We start from the raw sequence: 14,561 nt of genomic DNA, 5'->3' as shown, positions 1-14,561 counted from the left end.
ATCTCCTTCGCGCGACCTCCGCTTCGCCACGCACTTTCCACACCGACGAGCAGGGGTCGCTCACCAGCGCACGGGCAGCTTCCGTACTCCCCTCATCAGCAGCCCCGGGACCCACGGCCCGGCATCCGGCGACTGGGTCGGGGCCAGGTCCGGGAAGCGCTCCAGCAGCGTTCGGATCGCGATGCGGCCCTCCAGCCGGGCCAGCGGGGCGCCGAGGCAGAAGTGGATGCCGTGCCCGAAGGCGAGGTGCCCGCGGGCGTCCCGGCGGATGTCGAAGCGTCCGGCGTCCTCGAAGCGTGACGCGTCGCGGTCGGCGTCCGCCATGACGATCACCACCGAGGAGCCCGCCGGAATGCGCACGCCTTCGAAGTCCACGTCCTCGCGCGCGATGCGCGGCGTCGATCCCTCCACCGGGCCGTCGTACCGCAGCATCTCCTCCACCGCACCGTCGATCAGGCCCGGCAGGTCGGCGCGCAGCAGGGCGAGTTGATCCGGGTGGTGGAACAGGGCACGCAGCCCGTTGCCGATCAGGTTCACCGTCGTCTCGTGGCCCGCGACGATCAACAGGAAGGCCATGGAGAGGAGCTCGTCCTCGTTGAGCCGGTCGCCCGCCTCGTCGGCGGTGTGGATCAGGGCACTGAGCAGGTCCTCGCCGGGAGCTTTGCGCTTGTCCTCGATGAGGCCGCCGAGGTACGGCATGACCGCGGCGTACGCGGCCTGCTCGGCCTCCGGACTCGTGGGCGCCACCGCCTCGTTGGACCAGCCGCGGAAGGCGTCCCGGTCCAGGTCGGGCACGCCGAGCAGGTCGCAGATGACGGTCATCGGGAGCGGGAAGGCGAGGGAGTCGATGACGTCCGCGGTGCACGCCCCGCCCGCTTCCATCGCGTCGATCAGCTCGTCGGCGATCTGCTGCACCCGCGGGGCCAGAGCCGCGACGCGGCGTGGCGTGAACTCACGGGTCACCAGCCGTCGCATCCGGGTGTGGTCCGGCGGGTCGCTCAGCAGGACGTGCGCGTTGCCGGGCCCGTGGGCGTAGGCGGGGAGCTGCGGGGCGAGGTGCCCGTGGGTACGCCAGTCACGGCTGAACCGGGGGTCGACGTACGCGGCGCGGCACGCCTCGTGCCCCACGATGATCCACTGGTCCTCCCCCGGCGGGGTCAGCACCCGGTGGACCGGGCCCTGCGCGCGGAGTGCGGCGTACACGGGGTAGGGGTCGGCGACGAAGTCGGGGCTGAGTTGCAGGAGTTCGACGGCAGGGCCGGGCGGTGGCGGTGATGTTGACGCTGACATGACTGTTCCCCCTCGGTAGCACTTCTCCGAGGGGGAACGCTAGTCATCGGCGATCTTCCGCCACAGCTGCTTTTGGGACAGTTGTACGGGGAAATCAGACTCGGCCCTTCCGGCGGGCCGGCTCAGCGCACCGGATGCCCGGCCGCTGCCAGCGACGCCTTGACCTCAGCGATCCGCAGGTCGCCGAAGTGGAAGACCGACGCCGCGAGGACGGCGTCCGCGCCCGCGCCGACGGCCGGAGCGAAGTGCTCCAGCCTGCCCGCACCGCCGGAAGCGATGACCGGGACCGTGACGTGCTTGCGCACGGCGGCGATCATCTCGGTGTCGTAGCCGTCCTTGGTGCCGTCGGCGTCCATCGAGTTGAGCAGGATCTCGCCCGCACCCAGTTCGGCGGCCCGGTGCGCCCATTCGACGGCGTCGACGCCGGCGGAGCGGCGTCCGCCGTGCGTAGTGACCTCGAAGGAGCCGTCGGCGGTGCGGCGGGCGTCGACCGACAGGACGAGGACCTGCCGGCCGAAGCGCTCGGCGATCTCGCGGATGAGGTCGGGGCGGGCGAGGGCGGCGGTGTTCACGCCCACCTTGTCGGCCCCGGCCCGCAGCAGCTTGTCGACGTCTTCGGCGGTGCGGACGCCGCCGCCCACCGTGAGCGGGATGAAGACCTGTTCGGCGGTGCGCCGCACCACGTCGTAGGTCGTCCCGCGGTTCCCCGACGAGGCGGTGATGTCGAGGAAGGTCAGCTCGTCGGCGCCTTCGGCGTCGTACAGCTTGGCCATCTCGACGGGGTCGCCCGCGTCGCGCAGGTTCTCGAAGTTGACGCCCTTGACGACCCGCCCGTTGTCCACGTCCAGGCAGGGGATCACCCGTACGGCGAGGCTCATGCGGCACCCCCGGTTCCCGGGGCGCCCCGGTACGCCTCGACCTCGACCTCGACGACCAGCGAGGGGTCGACGAAGCCGGAGACGATCACGAGGGTCGCGACCGGCCGGATCTCGGCGAAGAGTTCCTTGTGGGCGCGGCCCACGTCGTCCACGTCGCGGGCGTGCGTCAGGTACATCCGGGTGCGGACGATGTCGGTGCGGGACAGGCCCAGCTCCTTCAGCGCCTTCTCGGCGACGCCGAAGGCGGTCATCGTCTGCTCGTAGGGGGTGCCCGCCTCGATCATGCCGTCCTGGGTGACGGAGGTGCAGCCGGCCACCAGGACGAGCCCGCCCGGCAGTTCCACGGCACGGGAGTAGCCGAACTGCTCCTCCCAGGGGGCGCCGGTGGACACGCGTCGTACGGAGTCACTCATCGGGAAACCGCCTCCAGGGCCTCTTCGAGCGTGAACGCCTTCGCGTACAGCGCCTTGCCCACGATGGCGCCCTCCACACCGTCCGGCACGAGCGAGGCGAGGGCCCGCAGGTCGTCGAGCGAGGAGACGCCCCCGGACGCCACGACGGGCTTGTCGGTGGCCGCGCACACGTTCTTCAGCAGCTCCAGGTTGGGGCCCTGGAGGGTGCCGTCCTTGGCGATGTCGGTGACGACGTAGCGGGAGCAGCCCTCGGAGTCGAGCCGCGCGAGGGTTTCGTACAGGTCGCCCCCGTCGCGGGTCCAGCCACGGCCGCGGAGGGTGGTTCCCCGTACGTCCAGTCCGACCGCGATCCTGTCGCCGTACTGTGCGATGACCTTGGCGACCCACTCGGGGGTCTCCAGGGCGGCGGTGCCGAGGTTGACGCGCCGGCAGCCGGTGGCGAGCGCGGCCTCCAGGGACGCGTCGTCGCGGATGCCGCCGGACAGCTCGACCTTGATGTCCATGGCGTCGGCGACCTCGGCGATGACCTTCCGGTTGTCACCGGTGCCGAACGCGGCGTCCAGGTCGACCAGGTGCAGCCATTCGGCACCGGACCTCTGCCAGGCGAGGGCCGCCTCCAGCGGGGAGCCGTACGACGTCTCGGAGCCGGACTCGCCGTGCACCAGCCGGACGGCCTGGCCGTCGCGGACGTCGACGGCGGGGAGGAGTTCGAGCTTGTGGGACATCACAGGGTTCCGATCCAGTTGGTGAGCAGCTGGGCACCGGCGTCGCCGGACTTCTCCGGGTGGAACTGGGTCGCCATGAGCGCCCCGTTCTCGACGGCCGCCACGAAGGGCCGGCCGTGCGTGGACCACGTGACGCGCGGGGCGCGGATGAGGGGGTTGGTGACTTCGAGCGACCACTCGTGGGCGGCGTAGGAGTGCACGAAGTAGAACCGCTCCTCGGCGGACAGGCCCGCGAACAGCTGCGAGTCCTTCGCCGCCTCGACGGTGTTCCACCCCATGTGCGGGACGACGTCCGCCTTGAGCGGCCCGACCACGCCGGGCCACTCGTCGAGGCCCTCGGTCTCCACGCCGTGCTCGATGCCGCGCCCGAAGAGGATCTGCATGCCGACGCAGATGCCCATCACGGGGCGCCCGCCGGACAGCCGGCGCCCCACGATCCAGTCGCCGCGCGCCTCGCGCAGTCCCTGCATGCACGCGGAGAACGCGCCGACGCCGGGCACGAGCAGCCCGTCCGCGTTCATCGCGGTGTCGTAGTCGCGGGTGATCTCGACGTCCGCGCCCACCCGGGCGAGGGCCCGCTCGGCGGACCGGACGTTGCCGAAGCCGTAGTCGAAAACGACGACCTTCTTGGTGTTGGTCATTCCCAGAGTCCCTGGATCCGCAGGACGCCCGCGGTGAGACACATCACCGAGGCGAGGCCGAGCAGCACGACGACGCCCTTGGGCATCTTCTGCTTCGAGAAGGAGATGACGCCGCCGAGCAGGAAGAGCCCGACGACGATCAGGATGGTGTTGAGGCCGGTCATGGGGTTACAGCGCGCCCTTGGTCGACGGGAGGATGCCGGCCGCGCGCGGGTCGCGCTCGGCGGCGTAGCGCAGGGCCCGCGCCAGGGCCTTGAACTGGCACTCCACGATGTGGTGCGCGTTGCGCCCGTACGGCACGTGGATGTGCAGGGCGATCTGCGCCTGGGCGACGAACGACTCGAAGATGTGCCGGGTCATCGTCGTGTCGTAGCTGCCGATCATCGGCGCCATGTTCTCGGGCTCGGTGTGCACGAGGTACGGGCGGCCGGAGAGGTCGACGGTGACCTGCGCGAGCGACTCGTCGAGGGGGACGGTGCAGTTGCCGAAGCGGTAGATGCCGACCTTGTCGCCGAGGGCCTGCTTGAAGGCGGCGCCGAGCGCCAGCGCGGTGTCCTCGATGGTGTGGTGGGTGTCGATGTGCAGGTCGCCGTCCGTCTTGACCGTGAGGTCGAAGAGGCCGTGGCGGCCGAGCTGGTCGAGCATGTGGTCGTAGAAGCCGACACCGGTCGACACGTCGACCTTGCCGGTTCCGTCGAGGTCGATCTCGACGACGACGGAGGTTTCCTTGGTGGTGCGTTCGACGCGTCCGACGCGGCTCATGTGCTCTGCTCCTTCTTGAGGGCGCGTACCGCTTCGAGGAACGCGTCGTTCTCGTCGGGGGTGCCCGCGGTCACCCGCAGCCGGCCCGGTACTCCGTTGTCCCGGACCAGGACCCCGCGGTCGAGGATCTGCTGCCAGACGGCGTGGGAGTCCTCGAAGCGTCCGAACTGGACGAAGTTGGCGTCCGAGTCGGTGACCTCGTAGCCCAGTGCGCGCAGCTCGGCGACGAGCCGGTCCCGCTCGGCCTTCAGCTGCTCGACGTACCCGAGCAGCGTATCGGTGTGCTCCAGCGCGGCGAGCGCGGTGGCCTGCGTGACCGAGGACAGGTGGTACGGCAGGCGTACGAGCTGCACCGCGTCCACCACGGCCGGGTCGGCGGCCAGGTAGCCGAGCCGGAGCCCGGCGGCGCCGAACGCCTTGGACATGGTGCGCGAGAGCACCAGGTTCGGCCGGCCCGCGATCAGCGGGAGCAGCGAGGCGTGGTGGCTGAATTCGCCGTACGCCTCGTCCACGACGACCAGCGAGGGCTTGGCGGCCTGTGCCGCCTCGTACAGGGCGAGAACGGTATCGGCCTCGACGGCGGTACCGGTGGGGTTGTTGGGGGAGGTGATGAAGACGACGTCGGGCCGGTGCTCGGCGATCGTCCTGCGGGCCCGCTCGACGTCGATGGTGAAGTCGTCGTTGCGCGGGCCGGAGAGCCAGCCGGTGCCGGTGCCGCGCGAGAGGAGCGCGTGCATCGAGTAGGACGGCTCGAAGCCGAGGGCGGTGCGGCCGGGGCCGCCGAAGGTCTGGAGCAGTTGCTGGAGGACCTCGTTGGAGCCGTTGGCCGCCCAGATGTTTCCGAGGGCGACCGGGTGTCCGGCCGTCCTGGTGAGGTATCCGGCCAGTTCCGTGCGCAGCTCGACCGCGTCCCGGTCCGGGTAGCGGTTGAGGTGGCGGGCGGCCTCGCGGACGCGCTCGGCGATCCGGTCGACGAGGGCCTCGGGCAGCGGGTACGGGTTCTCGTTGGTGTTCAGCCGTACCGGCACGTCGAGCTGCGGGGCCCCGTACGGGGACTTGCCCCGCAGCTCGTCGCGGATCGGGAGGTCGTCGATGCCGGTCACGTGGGCACCTTCCAACCGAACCGTGCCTTCAGGGCCGCTCCGTGCGCGGGCAGGTCCTCCGCCTCCGCGAGGGTCACCACGTGGTGGGTGATCTCGGCGAGCGCGTCCTTCGTGTAGTCCACGACGTGGATGCCGCGCAGGAAGGACTGCACGCTGAGCCCCGAGGAGTGGCAGGCGCAGCCGCCGGTGGGCAGCACGTGGTTGGATCCGGCCGCGTAGTCGCCCAGGGAGACCGGGGACCACGGGCCGACGAACACCGCGCCCGCGTTGCGCACCTTTTCGGCCACCCGGGCCGCGTCGGCGGTCTGGATCTCCAGGTGCTCGGCCCCGTACGCGTTGACGACGGCGAGGCCGTCCTCGACCGTCTCGACGAGCACGATCGCGGACTGCTTGCCGGTGAGTGCCGGGACGATCCGCTCCTCGCGGTGCTTGCTGACGGCGACCTGGGCCTCCAGCTCCTTCGCCACCCCGGCGGCCAGCTCCTCGCTGGTGGTGACCAGGACCGACGCGGCGAGCGGGTCGTGCTCGGCCTGGCTGATCAGGTCGGCGGCGACGTGCACCGGGTCGGCCGTGCCGTCCGCGAGGACGGCGATCTCGGTCGGTCCGGCCTCGGAGTCGATGCCGATGACGCCCGTGAAGTAGCGCTTGGCGGCGGCCACCCAGATGTTGCCCGGACCCATCACCATCGGTGCGGGCGGGCAGGACTCGGTGCCGTACGCGAACATCGCCACGGCCGTGGCGCCGCCCGCCGCGTACACCTCGTCGATGCCCAGCAGCGCGCAGGCGGCCAGGATCGTCGGGTGCGGCAGTCCGCCGAACTCCTTCTGCGCGGGCGAGGCCAGCGCGATCGACGGGACCTCGGCCTCCTGCGCCGGCACCACGTCCATGATCACGGAAGACGGGTACACGGACCGGCCGCCGGGCGCGTACAGCCCGACGCGGTCCACCGGCACCCAGCGCTCGGTGACCGTGCCGCCCGGCACGACCTGCGTCGACTCGGTCGTACGGCGCTGGGCGCGGTGCACGATGCGGGCGCGCCGGATGGACTCCTCCAGGGCGGCGCGCACCTTCGGGTCCAGGGTCTTCAGCGCGTCGGTGATCGCCTGGGCGGGAACCCGGACCTGCTCCAGTGCGACCCCGTCGAACTTCTCCGCGTACTCGATCAGCGCCGCGTCGCCGCGATGATGCACGTCCTCGCAGATCGGACGCACCTTCTCCAGGGCGGCCGTCACGTCGAAGTCGGCTCGGGGCAGCAGGTCGCGCAGGGCCGTGCCCTCGGGGAGGGCACCGCCGCGCAGGTCGATTCGTGAGATCACACGGTCAATTCTCTCAGACCTCTTCCGGCCACAGGACGCCCGTATCACTGGCTGATACAGGCCACAGGACACCACCGGCGTCCCGGATGTCCTCGGTGACCACTAGCGTGCACTCCGTTACGTACGGGAGCGAGGGGGCAAGGGGTGTCCGATCCGCAGCAGGACCCGGAGGCGCCGGACTGGCTGAACACGGCGGAACTGGGCATGTGGCAGGCGTTCCGCAACGGCAGCGCGTACGACCTGCGGGTGCACGACCCGCTGGCCGACGACCCGATGGTGGACCGCCCGTGGGGTCGTGAGCGCACCGTGCGCGCCCGGGTGATGGCGCTGCTGCTGCTCAGCGGGCCCGAGGCCCGTCCCGGGCGGGTCGCGGCGCTCAAGGTGCGCGGGGTGCAGATCGAGGGGGTGCTCGACCTGTCCGGCGGGACGGTCTCCCCGTACGTCGAGCTGCACGGCTGCCGTTTCGACAGCGAACTGCTGCTCCCGGAGTGCCGCTTCAGCACCCTGCGCCTGGTCGGCTGCGCGCTCCCCCGGCTGGAGGCCGCCCGGCTGCACACCGAGGGCGACCTGCACCTCCCCCGCTGCCGCATCGAACGCGGGATACGCCTCACCGACGCGCAGATCGGCACCGACCTGCTCATCAACCAGATCGTCGTCCACCGCGACCGCAACGACCGTGCCATCGCGGCCGACGGACTCAACGTCGCCCAGGACCTCCAGGCCGAACTGATCGAGTCGTACGGGGAGGTCAGCCTGCGCGGCGCGAAGGTCGGCGTCTCGATGAGCCTGCGCGGCAGCCACCTGCGCAACCCGTACGGAAAGCTCGCGCTGAACGCCCCGCAACTGACCGTCGAGCGCACCCTCTACCTGACCCCGGCGGGCCTGCCCTCCGCCGCGTACGGCAACACCACTCCGCCGTACGGGATCGGGCGGGGCCTGGGACACGTGGCCGTGCGGGGGCTGCGGATGCAGCGCTTCGAGTGCGAGGGCGGGGTGCGGCTGGACGACGGGCGGTTCGGGGACGCGGTCGACCTCCAGGAGGCCCGCTTCACCATGGAGGACGACCAGGAGCTGTCGCTGCGCCGCATCCAGGCCCCCGAGCTGCGCTTCCTGTGCGAGCGTCCGGAGCGCGGGAAGGTCGTGCTGTCCGGCGCGAAGATCATCACCCTGGTCGACAGGTCGACGAGCTGGCCCGGCCCCGGCAGGCTCTCGATGGGCGGCTTCGTGTACGAGACCCTGGTCCCCCTCGGCCACTTCCCGCTCGTCCGCCGCCTGGAGTGGGTGACGGCGGCCACCGCCGAGTACGCCCCGGAACCCTACGAACGCCTCGCGGCCGTCAAGCGGGCCGGCGGCGAGGACTCCGAGGCCCGCGAGGTCCTGCTCGCCAAGCAGCGGCGGCAGCGGGAGACGATGCCGCCGGCCGGCAAGGCGTGGGGCTACCTCCAGGACTGGGTGGTGGCGTACGGCTACCGCCCGGGGCGCGCCGCCCTGTGGATGGCCGTCCTCTGGGCGGCGGGCACGTTCGCGTTCTCCCGCTACGACCCGGAGCCCATCAAACCGGGCGAGCACCCGCAGTGGAGCGCCCCGCTCTACGCCCTCGACCTGCTCGTCCCGGTGATCAACCTGGGCCAGGACGGGCACTGGCGGCTGGAGGGCGGCTGGCAGTGGGCCGCCGCCGTCCTCGTCCTCCTGGGCTGGATCCTCGCCACCACGGTCGCCGCCGGCGCCTCCCGCCTCCTGCGCCGGGGCTGACGACCACCGCCGCCGGTGCCTCCCGCCTCCTGCGCCGGGGCTGACGTCCGCCCGCTGTCCGCTCCGGTTCCACTCCTCCCACACCCCGGTCACCGCACCCTCTCATCCATCCCCTTTCTTTACCGTCCTTTGACCAGGGCCCGTACAACCTTCCTGCCGCCACCAAAGCTTCACACCCCACCCCTAGCAAGCCCCTCACCTGCGGTTTTCAATGGTTGAACCATGTCATTCCTTCGCGCGCTGCTGAGCTCCGCCCGACTGGCCCGCCGCTCTCCCGCGCGCGCCGCGCACGCCGCCGCCCCGTCGCCCGGCGACCGGGCGGCGTTCGGCGACGACCTGCTGCTCGACGCCCCCGACGACCGGATCGCCCCCGCTCTGGTCGCCGCCGCCCACGGCTCGTACGCCCCCGCCTCGGAACTCCTCGCCGCGACCCGCGAGCGCGCGGAGTGGGAGGACCGCGACCGCTACACGCTGCGTCTCGCCACGTTCGCCCATCACCGCCAGGACTGGCTCACCGACTGGCTGCTGGCCGCCCCGCACGACCCGGACGCCCTTCTCGTCCAGGCGGAGCTGGAGGTCAGCCGGGCACTGGACCTCCCCGCCCCGGCCGATCGTCTGCGCCCGGCCCGCCCGCTGATCGACGCGGCGGCCGCGGGCTCCCCCCGTGATCCGGTGCCGTGGCGGATCGCCCTGGACCACGCGCGCGGCGCCCAGGCCGGGCACGGCACCTTCGAGGGGCTGTGGGAGCAGGCCGTACGGCGCTCCTCGCACCACTACGGCTGCCATGTGGCCGCCCTGAAGTACCTGGCCGCGCAGGGCTCCACGTACCGCGAGTGCTTCGACTTCGCCGAGCAGGCCGCCGAGGACGCGCTGCCCGGCTCGCTGATCCAGGCGCTGCCGCTGCGGGCCGCGTTCGCGCTGCTCTCGGACGGTGCCGCGCCGCCGTCGCTCGCCGTGGACCTGGCCGCCCGCGTCGACAAGGCGGCCGATCTGGCGATCGCGCTGTCGGCGGAGTACGACAGGGGCGACCCGTGGGCGGCGGAGATCCGCAACGTCCTGGCGTACGTGCTGGCGGGCCGGGAGCGGTGGACGGAGGCACTGGCCGAGTTCCGGCGGATCGGCCCGCACGCCACCTCCTTCCCCTGGGCGTCGCTGACCGACGACCCGCTCGGCCGTTTCCTCGAAGCCCGTGAGACGGCACGCGCCCTGGCGGTCGCGGACCCACCGCCCGCGCCGGACCGTGCGAGGCCGCAGGGGGCCCGTCGGTGGACTCCCGGCCGCAGCAGGTCCGACGGCCATTACGCTTGACCGCTGTGACCACCGTTCGCCTTCCCCTCTTTCCGCTGAACTCGGTTCTGTTCCCGGGCCTCGTGCTGCCGCTGAACGTCTTCGAGGAGCGATACCGCGCCATGATGCGCGACCTGCTCAAGTCGGCCCCCGGGGACGGCGAGGACGGTGCCGCCCCGGAGGACGACGAGCCGCGCCGGTTCGCCGTCGTCGCCATCCGCGACGGCCGGGAGACCGCCCGTACCGCCACCGGCATGCCCGACGACCCGACGGCGGTGTCCGACAAGGGCCCCGCGGCCGGCTTCGGCGCGGACCCCGTCCAGGCCTTCCACCGGGTCGGCTGCATCGCGGACGCGGCGACGATCCGCGAACGCGAGGACGGCAGCTTCGAGGTCCTCGCGACCGGCACGACGCGGGTGCGGCTGCTGTCCGTGGACGCGACCGGTCCCTACCTGACGGCCGAGCTGGAGGAGCTGGAGGAGGAACCGGGCGACGAGGCGGGCGCGCTCGCCGAAGGCGTGCTGCGGGCCTTCCGCACCTACCAGAAGCGGCTGGCCGGAGCCCGCGAGGCGACCCTCACCACCTCCGCCGACCTCCCCGACGAGCCGTCGGTGGTGTCCTACCTGGTGGCGGCGGCGACCATGCTCGACACCCCCACCCGCCAGCGCCTCCTCCAGGCGCCGGACACCGCGACCCGGCTGCGCGAGGAACTGACCATCCTGCGCACCGAGACGGCCCTGATCCGGCATCTGCCGTCCATCCCCGCGGAAGCCCTGACCCGCGTCCCCACCTGCCCCAACTGAGTTCAGGAGTGCCTCCCTTGGCCAAGACCGCGAAGAAGAAGCAGGCACAGACGTCCGGCGGGACGCCCGCGACGGTCGCGCTGACGACGGCGGGGACCGCCCACACCCTGCACTCCTACGCGCACGACCCGGCGACGGCCTCGTACGGCGAGGAGGCGGCGCAAGCCCTCGGCGTCACCCCGGACCGCGTCTTCAAGACCCTCGTCGCCGACGTGGACGGCGCACTCACGGTGGCGGTCGTCCCGGTCGCGGGCAGTCTCGACCTGAAGGCACTCGCGGCGGCCGTGGGCGGGAAGCGCGCCACGATGGCGGACCCGGCGGCGGCCGAGCGCACCACGGGGTACGTACGGGGCGGCATCTCCCCCCTGGGCCAGCGCAAGCGCCTGCGCACGGTGCTGGACTCGTCCGCCTCCACGCACCGCACCATCTGCGTCTCGGCGGGCCGCCGCGGCCTGGAGGTCGAACTGGCCCCCGCCGACCTGACCACCCTCACCCAGGCCACCCTCGCCCCGATCAGCCGCCCCTGACCCCCCGGAGCCACTTCCCGCCCCCGCGCACCCCCTCGGGCGGCAGGGCCGCCGAACCTGAGCCCCTTGGGCGACGGGGCCACTCCCACCTCCGCCCGCCCCCTTGGGCGGCGGGGCCGCCCCCCGGGGGCGCGGGGGTCCCCCCTGCACGAGCGAAGCCGAGTGCTTGGGGGGGGCGGGCAAGGGGGCGGCCCCCACCGGAGGTGCACCCCCCGCCCTACGCCCCCGCCACTCCCGTACCTCCCCCTGCCCTACCTGGGCCCCGACTCGCCCCCGGGCGCCGCCCCGGACGCCGACCCGCCCCCGAGCCCGGTCCCGTCCGCAGCCCCGGGCCCGCCCGGAGCCCCACCCTCAGCTCCGGACCCGGGCCCGGTCTCCCCCGCCTGCGTCCCCGGCGCCCCGTAATACGCCCCCCACTCGAATTCCGGCTCCGGATCCCGCACCCCCCAGACCGCCGTCAGCCCCAGATGCACCAGCACGGCCACGAACGGCCACGCCAGCAACGCCCCCTTCGCCTCCAGCTTCAGCGGCGCGTCGAAGACGACCCCGGTGCCCACCGTCTTCGCGTGCGCGACCACGTCCGCCGTCGGCCCGAACCAGCCCCCGGCCATCCACCCCAGCCACGACCCGAACAGCCCGCCCAGCAGCAGCGCCACCACCACCGGGACCCCGCCCCGCCGGTGCAGCCAGAAGACGAGCGCCCCGCTGACCAGCCCGAAAGCGGCCCCGAGCAGGACGAAGGTGCCCTCGGCCCCGGCCGCCTCCTCGCCCTCGGTGTCCTTGAGGAAGACCGCCTTGTCCGTGGACACGAGCGGCACCTTCGGTGCCAGCCACACCCACAGCAGCCCCAGTGCCAGCCCGGCCACGGCCATCACCACCAGCACGACCACGGCGCGCCGGATGTCCGTGGCGAGATCGGGGTCGCCGTCGGCGGAACCGTCGGCCGAGGGCTCCGTGGGCGTCGCCTCCTGCTCGTCCCCGACAGGCGTCTGCCAGGGGTCGTGGGGCGAAGGCTGGTGAGGCGGTGTCAGAGGTGCGGTCACCCTGACATCGTGCCAGGCGCACCGGGGCCGCGCCTCACCGGACGGCCCTCCGGACAACCGCCCTCAGCGCACCGCGGCCCGCCGGTACGCCCACGTCGCGACCGCCAGCGACACGATCCCCACCCCCGCGCACACGCCCAGGTCCCGTACGACCGCAGCCCAGTCCGGATGCGCGTCGAAGGTGCGGGCGAAGGCCTCCACCCCGTACGTCGAGGGGAGCAGATCCCGTGCGTACGAGATCGCGGCGGGCATCCGCTCGCTCGGCAGCACGCCCAGCAGCAGCGCCGCCGACATGCCCAACTGCCCCAGCAGGGTCGCGAGTTCGGGCCGCGGGGCGAGCAGTCCGAGCGCCGCGCCGAGCCCGGCGAGGGCCGCTCCGGCCAACGGGATCACTGCGGCCAGCACCCATACGTTCCCCATCGGCAGCCCGAACAGCGCGCATCCGACGCCGGCCGTGACGAGCGTCCCGGGCACGGTGAACGACGCGTACGCCGCCGCCGCGCCCAGCACGACGGACGCGGGCGGCACCGGCAGCGTCGCGTAGTGGTCGAGCCCGCCGCTCGCCCGGAGCTGCCCGAAGTACTGGGCGAGGAGGTTCAGCGCCACGAAGGCGACGACGAGCACGCTGGACCCGGCCACCACGGCCCGCGCCTCGTTGCCGCCGTCCACGACCCCGCGCATCAGGATCATGATCCCGACGGACTGGAAGGTCGCCACGAACAGCAGCGGAATGCGCGCCACCCGCGCCCGCGACAGCTGCGCCCGGTACACGGCGGCCAGCGAGGGCAGGAACCGCGCACGGGGAGCAAGCTCCGCCGCCCCGAAGGGCGCGGGCGCCCCGGCGCGCGGCGGTGTCACGGCCTCCGTCGCACCCGTACCGGCATTCGTCCCCGCCTCGATCTCAGACACCGTGCTCACGCCTTGACCAGTCCTTCCGTGCGCCCGCCGCCGAGCGCGAGGTAGACGTCCTCCAGGCTCGGGGTGGCCAGCGTGAAGTCGTCGAGGGCGGCGAAGGCCGCGCCTCCGGTGACCGCGGCGACCGCGGCCCGCGCCTCGTCCGGGGCGAGCCGGAGCGTCCAGCGCCTTCCCGACTCCTGCACCCGGTCCGCCCCCAGTCCCCGCAGTGCGGCCACTTCGGGCACGTCGAGCGGGGCCCGCTCCCGCCACACCAGTTCCACCCGCACCTCGTCGGCGACCTGTTCCTTGAGCCCGGCCGGCGTGTCGCAGGCGATGACCCGCCCGCGCTCCAGGACGGCGACCCGGTCGAGAACGGTCTCCGCCTCGATGACGTTGTGCGTGACGAGCAGGACGGTGGCGCCGCGTTCGGCCCGCCGCCGGTCGACGGCCGACCACACCGCGCGCCGGGCGACCGGGTCCATGCCGGTCGTCGGCTCGTCGAGGACGAGCACCGGCCGCTCCCCGACCAGCACGGTCGCGAAGCAGGCCAGTCGCCGCTGCCCGCCGGACAGCTTCTTCAGGGGCTTCCCGGCGATCGCCGTCAGCCCGAGTTCTTCGAGTACGTCGTCCCGCTCGGCCCGCGCGTGCTTCGCGGCGAGCCCGCGCAGCCGACCCGTCGTCTCGACGGCCAACGACACGGTCAGCTCGTCGAGTGCGGTGCTCTCCTGCCCGAGGTAGGCGAGGAGTCGGGAGGCCCGCTCGGGGTGGCGTACGAGGTCGTGGCCGAGCACGTCGACACGGCCGGCGTCCGGGCGCATCAGCCCGGTGAGCTGGCGGACGAGAGTGGTCTTGCCGGCGCCGTTGGGGCCGAGCAGGCCGAAGATCTCGCCGCGCCGGACGGTCAGGGAGATGCCGTCGCTGGCCCGTACCTCGGGTACCGCGGGCACGCCGCGCCGGGCGCGGGCCGGGGGGTACACCTTGACGAGGTTGTCGACCGCGCACACGACGGAGGTGGTCTGTCCGTCGTGGGGGGCCGGGGCGGTGCCCGCCGGACCCGCTTCAGCCGCTGCTGTGCCCGTACTCACGAGCCACGAGCCTACGTGGTCCCGGGCCGTGCGGGGTCC

General features: G+C 72.9%; 16 protein-coding genes. 4 read left to right on the top strand and 12 right to left on the bottom strand.

What is annotated here, in order from left to right:
* Nucleotides 1-60: 60 nt before the first annotated feature.
* The 9 genes from ACQPZG_RS25855 to hisD form a co-directional block, all read right to left on the bottom strand.
* Nucleotides 61-1,290 (bottom strand): cytochrome P450 family protein, encoded by a 1,230-nt coding sequence (locus ACQPZG_RS25855; protein ID WP_433548108.1) that lies wholly within the window; start codon nt 1,288-1,290, stop codon nt 61-63.
* Between the two features lie 122 nt (nt 1,291-1,412).
* A complete protein-coding gene (hisF, locus tag ACQPZG_RS25850) occupies nt 1,413-2,168 on the bottom strand; it encodes an imidazole glycerol phosphate synthase subunit HisF (RefSeq protein WP_433548107.1) in 756 nt (251 codons plus the stop codon).
* Nucleotides 2,165-2,581, bottom strand: coding sequence for a RidA family protein (locus ACQPZG_RS25845; protein ID WP_433548106.1), 417 nt, complete (start codon nt 2,579-2,581; stop codon nt 2,165-2,167). The genes hisF and ACQPZG_RS25845 overlap by 4 nt, the downstream gene beginning before the upstream one ends.
* Entirely contained in the window at nt 2,578-3,306 is a 729-nt protein-coding gene (gene priA / locus ACQPZG_RS25840; protein WP_433548105.1) for a bifunctional 1-(5-phosphoribosyl)-5-((5-phosphoribosylamino)methylideneamino)imidazole-4-carboxamide isomerase/phosphoribosylanthranilate isomerase PriA, read from the bottom strand. Before priA ends, ACQPZG_RS25845 begins: the two co-directional genes overlap by 4 nt.
* On the bottom strand, nt 3,306-3,947 hold the full coding sequence (gene hisH / locus ACQPZG_RS25835) for an imidazole glycerol phosphate synthase subunit HisH (protein ID WP_433548104.1): 642 nt from the start codon (nt 3,945-3,947) through the stop codon (nt 3,306-3,308). The genes priA and hisH overlap by 1 nt, the downstream gene beginning before the upstream one ends.
* Entirely contained in the window at nt 3,944-4,111 is a 168-nt protein-coding gene (locus ACQPZG_RS25830; protein WP_433548103.1) for a hypothetical protein, read from the bottom strand. Before ACQPZG_RS25830 ends, hisH begins: the two co-directional genes overlap by 4 nt.
* A 4-nt stretch (nt 4,112-4,115) precedes the next feature.
* A complete protein-coding gene (hisB, locus tag ACQPZG_RS25825; protein WP_185025646.1) occupies nt 4,116-4,709 on the bottom strand; it encodes an imidazoleglycerol-phosphate dehydratase HisB in 594 nt (197 codons plus the stop codon).
* Nucleotides 4,706-5,812, bottom strand: coding sequence for a histidinol-phosphate transaminase (locus ACQPZG_RS25820; protein ID WP_433548102.1), 1,107 nt, complete (start codon nt 5,810-5,812; stop codon nt 4,706-4,708). Before ACQPZG_RS25820 ends, hisB begins: the two co-directional genes overlap by 4 nt.
* Nucleotides 5,809-7,128, bottom strand: coding sequence for a histidinol dehydrogenase (gene hisD / locus ACQPZG_RS25815; RefSeq protein WP_433548101.1), 1,320 nt, complete (start codon nt 7,126-7,128; stop codon nt 5,809-5,811). The genes ACQPZG_RS25820 and hisD overlap by 4 nt, the downstream gene beginning before the upstream one ends.
* A gap of 144 nt (nt 7,129-7,272) precedes the next feature.
* Between hisD and ACQPZG_RS25810 the strand changes: the two genes are divergently transcribed.
* From ACQPZG_RS25810 to ybaK, 4 genes are all read left to right on the top strand, one after another.
* The gene (locus ACQPZG_RS25810; RefSeq protein ID WP_433548100.1) at nt 7,273-8,880 is read left to right on the top strand and encodes an oxidoreductase; all 1,608 of its coding nucleotides are present in this window, start codon (nt 7,273-7,275) and stop codon (nt 8,878-8,880) included.
* Between the two features lie 222 nt (nt 8,881-9,102).
* Nucleotides 9,103-10,188, top strand: a complete 1,086-nt coding sequence (locus tag ACQPZG_RS25805) for a hypothetical protein (protein ID WP_433548099.1) — start codon at nt 9,103-9,105, stop codon at nt 10,186-10,188.
* A 5-nt stretch (nt 10,189-10,193) separates the two neighbouring features.
* Nucleotides 10,194-10,970 (top strand): LON peptidase substrate-binding domain-containing protein, encoded by a 777-nt coding sequence (locus ACQPZG_RS25800; protein WP_433548098.1) that lies wholly within the window; start codon nt 10,194-10,196, stop codon nt 10,968-10,970.
* Between the two features lie 17 nt (nt 10,971-10,987).
* On the top strand, nt 10,988-11,497 hold the full coding sequence (ybaK, locus tag ACQPZG_RS25795; RefSeq protein ID WP_433548097.1) for a Cys-tRNA(Pro) deacylase: 510 nt from the start codon (nt 10,988-10,990) through the stop codon (nt 11,495-11,497).
* A gap of 251 nt (nt 11,498-11,748) precedes the next feature.
* On the opposite strand, the gene ACQPZG_RS25790 is transcribed toward ybaK, so the two are convergent.
* From ACQPZG_RS25790 to ACQPZG_RS25780, 3 genes are all read right to left on the bottom strand, one after another.
* On the bottom strand, nt 11,749-12,540 hold the full coding sequence (locus ACQPZG_RS25790) for an ABC transporter permease (protein ID WP_433548096.1): 792 nt from the start codon (nt 12,538-12,540) through the stop codon (nt 11,749-11,751).
* 63 nt (nt 12,541-12,603) lie between these two features.
* The gene (locus tag ACQPZG_RS25785; protein WP_433548095.1) at nt 12,604-13,458 is read right to left on the bottom strand and encodes an ABC transporter permease; all 855 of its coding nucleotides are present in this window, start codon (nt 13,456-13,458) and stop codon (nt 12,604-12,606) included.
* Nucleotides 13,455-14,441, bottom strand: coding sequence for an ABC transporter ATP-binding protein (locus ACQPZG_RS25780; RefSeq protein WP_433549549.1), 987 nt, complete (start codon nt 14,439-14,441; stop codon nt 13,455-13,457). Before ACQPZG_RS25780 ends, ACQPZG_RS25785 begins: the two co-directional genes overlap by 4 nt.
* Between the last annotated feature and the right edge of the window lie 120 nt (nt 14,442-14,561).

Source organism: Streptomyces sp. CA-294286 (genome assembly GCF_050947155.1).
In the GTDB taxonomy this organism is placed as follows: domain Bacteria; phylum Actinomycetota; class Actinomycetes; order Streptomycetales; family Streptomycetaceae; genus Streptomyces.
The sequence above is the reverse complement of the archived record's forward strand: the minus strand, read 5'-3'. Positions and strand labels throughout refer to the sequence as shown.